General features: G+C 69.2%; 10 protein-coding genes. 2 read left to right on the forward strand and 8 right to left on the reverse strand.

Translation table 11 applies throughout. From position 1 onward, the window contains the following. Positions 1–219: 219 nt before the first annotated feature. The 6 genes from OR600_RS09270 to OR600_RS09295 form a co-directional block, all read right to left on the reverse strand. Positions 220–2,094, reverse strand: coding sequence for a hypothetical protein (locus OR600_RS09270; RefSeq protein WP_265591078.1), 1,875 nt, complete (start codon positions 2,092–2,094; stop codon positions 220–222). Between the two features lie 9 nt (positions 2,095–2,103). Beyond that, positions 2,104–2,976: a hypothetical protein gene (locus OR600_RS09275; protein ID WP_265591079.1), complete on the reverse strand. Its 873-nt coding sequence runs from the start codon at positions 2,974–2,976 to the stop codon at positions 2,104–2,106. 138 nt (positions 2,977–3,114) lie between these two features. Beyond that, the gene (locus OR600_RS09280; RefSeq protein WP_265591080.1) at positions 3,115–5,739 is read right to left on the reverse strand and encodes a DNA topoisomerase; all 2,625 of its coding nucleotides are present in this window, start codon (positions 5,737–5,739) and stop codon (positions 3,115–3,117) included. Next, positions 5,736–6,524 (reverse strand): hypothetical protein, encoded by a 789-nt coding sequence (locus OR600_RS09285; protein ID WP_265591081.1) that lies wholly within the window; start codon positions 6,522–6,524, stop codon positions 5,736–5,738. The genes OR600_RS09280 and OR600_RS09285 overlap by 4 nt, the downstream gene beginning before the upstream one ends. Continuing rightward, positions 6,517–6,897, reverse strand: coding sequence for a ribbon-helix-helix domain-containing protein (locus OR600_RS09290; protein WP_135978510.1), 381 nt, complete (start codon positions 6,895–6,897; stop codon positions 6,517–6,519). The genes OR600_RS09285 and OR600_RS09290 overlap by 8 nt, the downstream gene beginning before the upstream one ends. Positions 6,898–6,899: 2 nt before the next feature. Further along, complete coding sequence (locus OR600_RS09295; protein WP_135978511.1) at positions 6,900–7,229, reverse strand: hypothetical protein; 330 nt, start codon at positions 7,227–7,229, stop codon at positions 6,900–6,902. 342 nt (positions 7,230–7,571) lie between these two features. Between OR600_RS09295 and OR600_RS09300 the strand changes: the two genes are divergently transcribed. Further along, positions 7,572–7,733 (forward strand): hypothetical protein, encoded by a 162-nt coding sequence (locus tag OR600_RS09300; RefSeq protein WP_265591082.1) that lies wholly within the window; start codon positions 7,572–7,574, stop codon positions 7,731–7,733. A gap of 316 nt (positions 7,734–8,049) precedes the next feature. Next, entirely contained in the window at positions 8,050–9,357 is a 1,308-nt protein-coding gene (locus tag OR600_RS09305; RefSeq protein WP_265591083.1) for a hypothetical protein, read from the forward strand. Between the two features lie 189 nt (positions 9,358–9,546). Here the strand turns inward: OR600_RS09305 and OR600_RS09310 are convergent, their stop codons facing one another. After that, on the reverse strand, positions 9,547–9,723 hold the full coding sequence (locus OR600_RS09310) for a restriction endonuclease subunit S domain-containing protein (RefSeq protein WP_265591084.1): 177 nt from the start codon (positions 9,721–9,723) through the stop codon (positions 9,547–9,549). Beyond that, positions 9,681–11,615, reverse strand: coding sequence for a hypothetical protein (locus tag OR600_RS09315; RefSeq protein ID WP_265591085.1), 1,935 nt, complete (start codon positions 11,613–11,615; stop codon positions 9,681–9,683). Before OR600_RS09315 ends, OR600_RS09310 begins: the two co-directional genes overlap by 43 nt. Positions 11,616–11,678 lie beyond the last annotated feature (63 nt).

Genomic DNA, 11,678 nt, shown 5'->3' on the forward strand with positions numbered 1-11,678 from the left:
TCCCAGGCGGCGCAGGGCGCCCGGCCGTCCCCTACCGTTTCGCTTCCCGTGGCCCATGACGTGTGCCACCCCCAAAGACTGTCTCGCGTTTTTCACGAGTCCATCGTCTTGAAGGCGGCGTCCGCCGTTTGAGTCATCGTTTTAGGGTGTTGGTGTCTAGCTGGCGTCTCTCAAAATGGCCCCACAAAGTCGGTGACGAACGGGACGACCCGGGCCCCGTCAAGGGCGCACGGGGACGTCGAGCTTGAAGACGACGTTCTCGAAGTCCCTGTGGAGGTAGGCGAGGTCCGGGGACCGGCTCGTCACGAGGTCGGCGAGGTCCTTCGGGACCTGCCCGTCCACGATCTTCTGGTAACGGCCGGCCTCCTCCTTCGTCATGGTCCCGAACACGGTGTAGTCGGCCGCGTGGAACCGGTTCTCCTTGTATGAGTCGAACATGGCATCGAAGGACCCATAGGCGAGGGCGGTGCGCCCCCCGCGCTCGTGGAGCGAGCCCAGGCAGGTGTCGAGGTACTCCCAGACGGGCGGCGAGAGCCTCTCGGCACCGGTGACGATGCAGAGGTCCCCCGAGCCCAGGGACTGGATGGCATAGGAGACGACGTTGACGAACTGCGCCAAGGCGACGCCCCGGCCCCTGGTGAGGAGGCTCGAGAAGTCGTAGACCACCCGGCTAGCCTGCCTGACGCTGTCGATGGCGTCAGAGGTGGGGGTGTCGAAGAGGTCGCCGTTGTATTGGACGAGGTTCGTGAAGGTGAGCCTGATCTGGTTGAGGGCGCTCAGGAGCTCGGGGTCGATGCCGCGGGACTCCTTCTCGCTCTCGTAGGCGTCGGTGATGTAGCTGATGAACTCGCGGAGGAGCGGCGCCTGGTCGTGGGCGACGCCCAGGACCCTGACCTTGCCTCCGCGGTCGGCCCACATGCCGCGGTGGATGTAGAACTTGTTGAGCATCTTTCCGAGCTGCTCCCGGATGATGACCGACGACTCGTCGGCCTTGTCCGAGTAGGCCAGGTCCGCCATGAGGCAGACCTTCTGGCGGTGAGCAGCGAACGACGCCCTGTCGGTTCCCGGGGCCCCGAACACCTCGAACATGTTCACATCGCCGCGGTTCATGTCGATGCGCGTCTCCGAGAGACCCTCCGGGTGGAGGCCCGAGTCGTCGATGGAGTCCAGCTTCAGGTGCACGACCCGGTGCCCGTTGGACAGGCACGCGTGCACCATGGCGGCCGACCAGACCGCATAGACCGGGGCGCCGTAACGTTGGGCCTCGCGGGTGTCGGAGCAGACCACCACGTTGCGGCCGAACCGGTCGATGTCGCACAGGACGGCGGAGTCGTTGACGTCCCCCATCATGTAGCCGACGTACTCGCCCGCAGGGTCCTCGAGGCCGTGGGTCACCAAGGGGTAGGAGCCGGCGAACTCGGTGGAGGTGAAGTGGTGGCCCCTGCCCATCTTGTCCTTGTTCCAGGATAGGAGCCCCTGGAGCTCGGAGCGCTGGCAGCCCATGTAGCTTCCGAGGTAGACGCCGGAGAAGGCCTCGGTGTAGTAGCGGTTGAGCCGCTCGCAGGCCCTGTCGAGGGTCTCCAGGTCCGGGGCGCACACGATCATCCGCATCTTGTCCTGGAGGTACGAGGAGCCGTTGTTGACCTCGACGGCGATCTGGGCGAGCTGCCGCTGGCGGACCGACGCCCTGTGGCGCGAGGTCACGGTGCCGGCCTCCGCCTGGGCTCCGGCGTCCATGTTGCCGAGGCCCTCGGCACGGGACAGGGCGTCGGTGACCCACGACTCCGGCATGCGCTCCACCGAGTCGAGGACCGTGACGCTGACCCCTTGCTCCAGCCCCCGGGGGATCCGCGCGAGGCCCCAGAAGAACCCGAGGCCGTCCGTCACCCCCTGATTGGCGGCGAACTCGAGGATGCAGGCCACCCTGTCGTCGACATTGAAGTGGTCGCTGTGGAAGCGGTAGCCCCAGGCGGGCTTCACCGCCATGAGCAGACCGTCGTCCCGGATGGCGTCGGCCTCGGGGCGGTCCCGGGTCCTGTCCCGACGGAACCCGAGGCCCCTGCGGACGGCCTTCTCCCTCTTTCCCTTGAACATCGGTAACCCCTAACAGGTGAAGATCGACTTGACCACGGCCTCGGCCTCGCGAGCCCCGAGGCGCTCGACGCGCTTGAAGACGAGGGACGAGTTCTCCGCCTCCCCCTGCACGTGGCTGCAGCAGCGACGGAGGGACTCCGGGTTCTCGGCCCGGACAAGGAGGTACTGGTGGGTGCTGCGGAACTCGTCGCCGACGTAGCCCTTCAAGACCTTGTACTTCGCGTTGATGAGGGACCTCAGGGCGTCATCCGTGCACCCGTGGCATCGCCTGACCATGGCCCCGCATTGCGAGTCGACGCGCATGGGGGCCTTGGTGGACACGAGGATGTACTGGCAGGCGACATCGAGCTTCCGGAAGAAGCTGTCGTAGCGCGACACGATCCTCGCCCGGTCCTCCTCGAAGAGCAGCCGGCTGCCGTTGCCGACCACCTCGTAGATATAGCCGCAGGACCCGTCGGTGAAGCCCAACCTCCCGTCCGAGCGCCCCCCGTCCTCGACCGACGCGATTCCCACCATGGCCCTGAAGGGCCTGGCGGGCTCGGTGCGACGGGTCGGCAGGGACCTGGAACGGCTCCGGAGGTACTCGATGGCGGGCACGACATAGACCCACATCTGCTGCCCGAGCCTGTCCCGGCGAAGCAGCAGCCAGGTGGCCAGCAGCCAGACCAGCGAGAAGCATCCTCTGAGCCAGAGCGGTCCTGCGGCGATGAAGGTGCCCGTCACGGCCCACATGAGGCCGAGGGCAGAGGCCATCCACACCAGGAGGAAGCCGAGGGGTATGGGCCTCGGCCCGACGCCGCTCTTCCCCGTGATGGCGATCTCGACATCCAGGGGGCTCTCCCCGAGGGAGACCGGGATACGATAGTTCTCCTTGATTGCCATAGGTCCTCAGCGGCCGCGGGCCGCATCCCCCTTCCATCCGGTGCCGTCACTTTGGATCGTGGGCCTTCGGGCCCCGACGCGCGGCGTCGGTGCGCCTCGGACCCGTGGTTTGGGAAAAGCCGCGGACAGACGGGACGCTCAGGAGGCCTTCCTACCCCTGCGCGTCGACCCCTTCCGTCCCTTGGCGCCGGTCGTCCCCTTCCCCTTCCGGGGGACGAACTCGACCTTGCCGGCCTCGGCGTCCCAGTACAGCTCCCTCGAGTAGGTGCACCCGTCCTTCCTGACGAGGTTCTCCACCATGACGCGCTTTCCCGCGAGAAGCGCCTCGACCTCGGTATCGGTGAAGGTGTGGCCGGAGAAGCGGGTGGGGCGGTCCGCCCTGCTGGACGAGACGAACACGATCTTCCTCGCGTCGGGGTCCCATGCGATGTCGGCCACGTAGGTGCTCCCGTCCGCCGTGCGCCTGAGCTGCATGTCGGAAAGCACCTCGCCGGCCGACAGCCTCCCCATCTCCTCGTCGGTGAAGGTGTGGCCCGAGAAGCGCCTCCACACTCCGCCGGCACCGAGCTCCCGCTTACAGAACGTGATCCTGCCGTCCTTCCACTCCACCTCGCGGCGGTAGGTCCGGCCGTCCCGGGTGACGAGGCCCTCGAGCATCACGGTCTCCCCGGCCTGGAGGCGGTCCCTCTCGTCCTGGGTGAGGATGCGCCCGGAGAACGAGTCCGGCACCCCCCAGCCCCTGCGGTCGACGGCCACGTAGAGGCGCCCGTCTTCGGTACGGGAGAGCTTGGCGGGGGCGTCGAAGACGCGGACGCGCCCGCTGACTCGGTCCTTGGCCCTGAGGCCCTCGATGAAGACCTCGGAGCCCCTGAGAAGGGCCTCAACCTCGGAGTCATCGAGCCTGTGACCGAGGACGGTCCGCGGGAAGTCCACCAGCACCCCGCCGAAGACACCGCTCGCCCGCTCGGTCACGGGGCCGTCCGGCACCTCGCCGCCCGATCTTCTGACGTTTGCCGCCATCACCTCTATGTCGTGCACGACGAGGGCCGTCACGTCGGCCGCAGCGTCGTCGACGGAGAGGGTGCCGGCCGCGGCGGCGCGCATCGCCTCCTGGACCCGTTCGGTCGTGGCCAGGTCCGCGATGGAGGTGCCGCGGGTGACGTCGTACACCGTCCTTCCGAGATCGGTGAGCGAGATCTTGCCGGTCTTGGTCTGCTCCATGAGGCGCCGGCGCCTCGGCTTGGCCGCTCCGGGACGTCCCTTGGGGTCCGCCCTGCAGACGTCTGCCAATGTCGACACCCTGGTGGAGCCCGTGCCGACGTCGTGCTTCTCCAGCCGCTTGCGGATCCAGTCGACCGACGGTTCCTCCGGGCGCTTGTTCACGTGCTCGTGCACGAAGGCCGTGGCCTTGCCGCCGGGGACCGGCTGCTCCTTGGCCCCTCCGTCGTCGAGGACGTCCCTCCAACCGGGACGCAGGGTCCTTCGGCTGGACCCCTTGAAGGAGGGGTGCCCCTTGATGTGGGCCTCGGTGAGCTCGTAGACGTAGTCCTCCGCGAATATCCGAAGGGCACCGAGGGCCACCTGGCGCCAGATCTCCGAAGCACCCTCGCCGTAACGGTCGAGCTCGGACAGGTCCTGGGGTACCTTGGACCCGGGGCGAATGGCGCCGTGGGCGAGCCCCTCACCCACATGGCGCTTCCTGGGCTCGGTGTGGGTGAGCAGCTCGAGGCCCACGCCGCAGACGGCGGCGATTCGGAGCCGGTCGCCCTTCAAGGCCTCGAACTGCTCCTGGGTGACCTTCTTGTCCTCGGTCCTTGGATAGGACACGTAACCCGCCTCGTACAGGGCCTGGTATGTGGAGAGGAAGGTGTCCGCCGCCATACCCCGCTTGGCGAAGACGGCGGCGATGGCCATGAGGTCGGGGAGGTCCGGCGGCGTGTTCCCGCGGCGGCGGATGCCGTCGACCTCCACCACGTCGTCGCCCAGGCGGCCCAGGTCCACCTTGTCCGGGCTCTCCTCGTAGGGCTCGTCCTCGTCGGTGAACACGCACCCCGTCTCGTCCTTGTAGCGTGCCTGGTAGGTGGGGCGCCTCACCCAGGTCCTGCGGGCCTCCTCCTGGTCGCCGACCAGGGTGACCATGGCGCTCTTGAGCCTTCCCACGCGGCAGATGGAGTCAGACCCTCCCGCCATGCGGGTGGCGGCCCGGGTGAGCTGCATCGAGAGGTAGTCCCAACGGCAGCGGTAGGTCGCCTTGCGGCAGTCGGGGTCCGACTCCGAGTCGATGAGGGTGTCCCTCTCCTCGAAGGCCTCGACGAGGGACGCCGGCTCCTCATCGGCGAAGCGCATCCGGGTGACGAGTCGGTCCTCTCCCACCCCGAGCTGGTCGATGATCTCCCATGCGAGGAGGCTTCCCTCGCCGGTGGGGTCGTCGTCGGTGGCGATGACGATCTCGTCGGCCTCGGTGAGGTCCCTCTTGAGGCGGTCCCAGGCGTCCGAGGCCGACCGGGTCGGCACCGCCTGGCGCCTCCAGGAGAGCCTGGCAGCGTCCCATGGCAGGAGGCCGAGGTCCCACCGCCGGTAGCGCCAGGCCAGCGAGGGGTCGACCTGGAGGTGTGGCGGCGCGTACTCGAGGATGTGGCCCGACGCCCAACTCACACAGATGTCCTCCCCCTCCCTCTGGAAGCGGTTCGGCCCGTCCGTGCCGGAGAGGGCAAGGATCATGTGGTTTGCCGCAGAGGCCTTCTCAGCCATGATGCAGATCATTGGGCCACCTTCCTGGGGCGGTCGTGGTTTCCCGTGCCGGAAAGGGCCCTGTCTGCGGCCCTTTCCGCCCGCTCGTTCACAGCTACGCTCCGTACAGACGACCGTACGGCCGGCCCCGGGATCATCCGGTCGAGGGCCCTGGCGACAAACGGGTCCCTCTCCGGGTCTGCCATGGTCGAGCTCGAGTTCCATCCCCGCAGGGCCTCTTCCAAGGGACGGTCCCTGACACCGCCTGCGAGGGAGGCGAGGGAGCAGAGCGCCGCCACGGCACCCATGGAGGCGGCGGCACGACATGCTTCGACAGGGTCTGTCGGTCCCATCTCGGCGATCCTGTCGGCGGCCCTGATGGCGAGGGAGCCCGGGCAGAACCGACCGATGGCCTCGGAGAACGCACGGTCGACGTCGCTGTCGGAGGCCTTGGAAACCGTGTTCCACGTCCTCAATGCCTCTTCCAAGGGGCGGTCGCGGACCTCTCCCGAGAGCAGCGCCATCGAGACGACGGCCCCCACGAGGGAGGCGGCCGCGGCCCTTCTTGCCTCCTCGGCGGCGGACTCCAGAGCCGTGTCGGAAGACAGCCGGCGGGCCCTCGCCGACACCTTCCCGGCCACGAAGATGGAGTCGTCGGGAAGGCCGTCGGGGTCCCCGTGCTGGGCGACCCAGCAGAGCGCCCCCGCGACGAGGGCGCGGTCGGAAACGTCCTCGCTCAGACCGAGCACCGACCGTGCCTCTTCCATGACCTTGGACGGGACCCTCACCCGGCGGGCGTCGGCGGCACGCTCAGCCATGGCTCTCCCCCACCACCTGCTCGTAGGCCCGCACGGCCTCGTCGAATCCGGCAGCGCCCACGCCTAGGGCGTGGGCCAGGAACCGCCCGACGGAAAGGTTCGCGTCGGTGGCAGCCAGCGCAGTCTTCTGAAGGGCCTCCATGGATGCGGTCCAGTCGGCCAGCGAGGCCTCCATGGAGGCCACCGCGAGGGCCATGGGGGCCTCGACCTCCCGACCGTGGCTGACCTCGTCATAGAGGTAGAGGGACCGCTCGACGTACTCCGAGCGGGAGACCCCATCCCTTCTGGCCCCGAGCTCCAACAGGCGGGCCGTCTCGGGGCTCAGCCGCAGCTGCACGCGGACGTTCTTCTCCTTTACGGCCTGGGCGGCCACGGTCACTGCCCCACGGCGCAGGTGGCGGGCAGCCTGTCGCCCCGCCAGTCGTACAGCACGAGATCCCCGAGGCGGATCGAGCGGAGGCCGCACCCGCCGTAGCGGGGCTCCTCGACGGCCTTGGAGATCAGGTCGTCGATGTCGTCGAACTCGTCGAGGGACCCGGTGGCCACAAGGCACTGGCCGAGGGTCACGTCCCCGTCCGCGGCCTTGCTCACCACCTCGATGGCGATGTCGGACATGGGCAGGGACACCATTTTCAGGCCGACCCCGCAGCCCTCGGGCACATCGAAGGTCTCGAAGGAAGTGCTCGTCTCAATGGTTACTCTCATTGGCTCTCCTCGATTTCTCGCCGGGTCCAAAGCCGGCTGTCGTTGACGCTCTCGACCCAAGAATCGCCGAACGGGGCCCCGGGGGTCTGGATGCGGCACCACCCACCTGCGGCTATCCGCAAAGTCCGTGACGAACGGGACGAGGGTGACGAGAGAATGGGGCCTTGGATCGACCCCTACCGCCCGTCCCGGCGGCGCCCGTGAAGGCGGGCGGCAACCGAGCACCCGAGGGCCGAGAGCCCCCAAAGCCCCCAGACGATGCCCGGGCCGCCTGTCTCGGGCAGGACCACCGCCAGGAGCCCCACGGGGACCTCCACCCGCACCGTCCCGGAAGAGACCGTCGTGTCGGGGTCCCAGGGGCAGGCGGCCGTGGCCGAGACGTCTGTCGTCGCCCTGCATGTCCTGCAGGGCGCCTACTACACTCTTGGCGTTGTGTACATGGTGGTGAGGATTCGCCGCCTCGTGCGCGAGGACGCTATCCGCAACAAAAAAGAGAACCGGTAGTCTAGGCTACCGGTTCTCAGCTCAACAATCACGGGTGGCGCCCACTTCCCAAGGCGGACGTTCCCGTCGCGTGCCCACATTGTACAACAGATGCCGACGGCCGTGGCCGGAGACGGACAGTGTCCCACAGAGCCTCGACCCCGGGCGCGGGGCGCCCCTGCGGTACGGGAGGGGGTGCCCCTCCGGCCAGAGGGTGTGCAGCCAGGATTCAACGCGAACGTTGCCGTCTCCTTATTTTCCCGGTTCTATCAGCTGTTTCCCTTGGTTCGTGCTATACTGTTTTCAACAGTATGCCACGACCGAAGGGAAGTTCTCTATGGCCGACCACCAGCCCCTGCAAGAGCTCCGCGAGGCCTCCAGACGGGTCCTCGTCTCCATAAAGGCCGTCCCGGGTCGCCTGAGGGAGGCCCTGACGGCGTCGCCGAACAAGGTCCGCAACCGCATCCTGGCCGCCGGCTGCTGCGCCGCCGCGGCCCTGCTGGTCGGCGCCGGGGCCTGGGCGGCGGCCGCCCCCGTCGCCCTGCCGGTGCCGGGGGAGCCGCCCGCCGCGGCCGACCAGGCCGCCGACGACGGGGCGGCGGGGCCCGTGGCCGTGGCCCTGGAGGTGAGCGCCGAGGGCTACACGGAGCAGTCCAGCCCGCTCGTGGCCGTGGTGGAGCCCGTGGCCGACGCCGGGGGCGACGGGGCCGACGGCCAGGGATCCGACGACGGCCCTGCGTCCCCCACCGAGGCCTTCGCCCACGCCGTGAGCGCGGAGGAGGTGTCCTCCGGCACGGCGTCGGTGGAGCTCAAGCCCGGCACCTACACCGTCTCCTTCGTCTCCCCCGTCAACCAGGACGGCTCCGTCTACAAGGTGCCCGAGCCCCAGGAGGTGACCGTGGCCGCACCGGAGGGCGAGGCCGACGACGGCGGTACGGCGCCCGAGTCCCCCAAGGTCGACGTAAAGCTCGACCCGGTGCCCGCCGACCAGGTGACCAAGGAGGACCTGGACAAGATCAAGTCCGACCTCGCCGACGCCGTGGCCAAGGGCGACGGCACCCTCTCCGGCGACGCCGGGTCCCAGGCCACGGACAAGGCGGAGGAGAACGCCTCCAAGGCGCCGGCGTCCAAGCCGGCCGAGGGGGGGCAGAAGCCCGAGGAGAAACCCGCGGAGGAGAAGCCGTCAGACGGCGGTCAGACGTCCGGGTCGTCCGGCAGCGGATCCTCCGGCGGCGGGCAGTCGTCCGGCGGCGGCAGCTCCTCCGGGGGCCAGTCCTCGAGCTCCGTCGGCTCCTCCGGTGGCGGCCAGTCTTCCGGCGGCAGCGGCTCCTCGGGCGGCGGCTCCACCGCCCCGGCCAAGAAGTGGGTCCCCGAGCAGGGCCACTACGAGCCCGTCTACGAGAACGTGTGGGTGCCGAACGTGCAGTACATCCGTCACCCGAAGTTCGTGTGCAACGGGTGCGGGGCGTCGTTCAGCTCCGTGGACGCCTGGGGCGATCACGACTTCGCCTACTGCGAGAAGGGAGACTTCTCCCACGGCACCTACCTCGACGACTCCTACACCGAAACCGTCGACAACGGCCGCTACGAGAAGAAGCAGACCGGCCAGAAGTGGGTCGTGGACGTCCCCGGCCACTGGGAGTGAGGCCGGGACCGCGAAGGGGGCACCCGTCGCGAACCTCGACTCGTAACCAAGGAGGGGCCCCATACGGGGCCCCTCCTTTTTCCTGCCACTGACCGCCTCAAGGCCCTCCTCCCCCGCCGGGGCCATGACCGGCAGACGCCGTCGGCGCGCCGCCCTCTTGTTCGGGCATGGGGAAGCCCCTGTGGCCGCCTATTCCTCACCGGCCTCGTCGGACGCGTCCCAGAGGTCGTCGGCTTGAAGCGTCGAATCCAGACCCTGCTCCACCTCGGCCACCCCCGCGAGGGCCACGGCCACCCCCGCCCGGGCATCCCGCAGCCTCTTCGCTATCTCCCTCTGCTCCTCGATGGGTGGGAGGTAGACCAGCACCTTGCCGAAGTCGTCCTCCTGGGTCCTCCTACGGTTGCTGTGACCGGTGTTGATGGCCTGGAAGGCCTTCTGGAACCTCTTGCTCCGGCCGAGAGGTCGACGGCGACGTTGTTGACGTGGGACACGCGGTACGGGACCTCCACCACGTCGCCGGCCCTGACCGAGAAGGTCATGGACTCCCTGTCCATGCGGGGCGTCCACCTCTCCAGGCGGGCCAGGTCGATCGAGACCGACACCTCCCGGGGCTCCTTGCCCTCGGCCGACAGCGTGACGGTCCCCGTCCACACCCCTGCGTCCACCTGCTCCTGGGTCGGGGCGATGTACAGGGGGACGTACGTGGAGAACTGGATGGTGCTCGTGTATCCCGGCGACACGTCTCCCTCGAGGTGCCACGGGGTGCCGTCGACCATGACGAAGTCGTCGGACGAGGCCGTGACCTTGCAGGCCCCCGTGTTGGCGACCACGAGGTCGACCTGGGCCCGCTCGCCCGCGAACATCGCGCCGGTGCCCCAGGTCCAGCTGTCGAAGGTGTCCCAGCGGAGGGCCACGTCGGCCTCCATGGGGGCGGGGTCGTAGTCGAGCGCGACGCCGGACGCCTCGACGGTCTGGGCGTGGCAGTCGCGCTCGTCCCGGGTGTAGAGGTTCACGATGCCGTCGGAGGGGCCCGCGTGGCCGTCGGACGCTGCGAAGGAGACGTAGATGGAGCGGGTCTCGCCGGGGGCGACCACGTCGTCGCACCAGGTCACCGAGAACGGGTCGTCGTCGGTGCCGTAGCCGACCTGGTACCCCGACATGGCGACGTTGAAGGACGGGGACGGGACCTTGAAGCCGACGGTGTCCTCCCCGGGCACCGAGAAGTCCAGGGCGAAGGTCACGGTGTCGCCGTCGAGCACCGGCTTGGAGGTGTCGCCGACCCTCCTCACGGCCACGGTCGGCGCCTCCGCCCTGTGGGGGATCATGTTGCGGTAGATTCCGACGCTCCCGTCGGCGGCGAGCAGGTCCGTGCCGTCCCCGTCGGTCGACCGGCGGCCGACGAAGACGGTGACCCCGGTCTGCTCGTAGGAGGGGTCCCAGACCACGGTCGCCGTCACGACGGCGGTGCCGTCCGGGGCCACGTCGACGCCCAGGGGAGTGACGCCGCCGGGGACCCGGTACAGCCCTTGGTCGGACCCGTCGGGGTAGACGGTGTCGGGCCAGGTGCCGGAGACGAAGTAGCCCGCGTCCGTGAGGGCGACGTTGCCGGTGACCTCGACCTCCAGCTCCACCGGCACCTCCTGGCCCGCCTCGAAGATCGGGAGCACGTCCGGCCATGCCTCCCCCTCGGAGGGGGCGACCCCGGCGATGGAGCGGAAGCAGACCCGGAGCCCGGGTGAGCGGAGCATGGAGACGGGGAAGGACCCGCCGCCGACGGTGGCGGAGTCGAGCATCTCCTGGGTGACGGTGAGGCGCACCTCGACGGCGTCGGTGGTGTGGTTGTAGAGGAGGCCGGAGTTCCAGTTGAGCGATCTGGTGGTGCCCGACGTGGAGGTCTGGCGCCCGTTGTCGAGGAACCTCAGGGTCCCCCACCCCTCGCCGTCGTCGAGGCCGAGCGACCCCAGGATGGCCCTGACGCCCGTGTCCGCCTGGTTCCTGCTGAGGGGGTTCGGGTGGGTGTTGGCTACGGTCAGGGTGCATAGGGCCCTGTCCCCCACCCGCGGGGCCCTGAGGTCGCTCTCCCCCTCGGGGGTCACGACGTCGTTGGTGACCCTCAAGGCCCTCAGCTCGACGTTGCCCGAGGACGGGCACCCCTCGGCGACCGCGGCCGGGAGGCCGAGGGGGAGGGGGGTGACGACGACCGCCGCCGCGAGGAGCAGGGTCGTCAGGAGCCTGGCGGGTGTCGGCCATTTTGACATGGGAACCTCCTGGTATGGGTCTGCACGGGCCCTCGCCTCCCTGAAAGGCCCGGCCCCTCAGGG

The organism is Granulimonas faecalis, assembly GCF_022834715.1.
Lineage (GTDB): Bacteria > Actinomycetota > Coriobacteriia > Coriobacteriales > Atopobiaceae > Granulimonas > Granulimonas faecalis.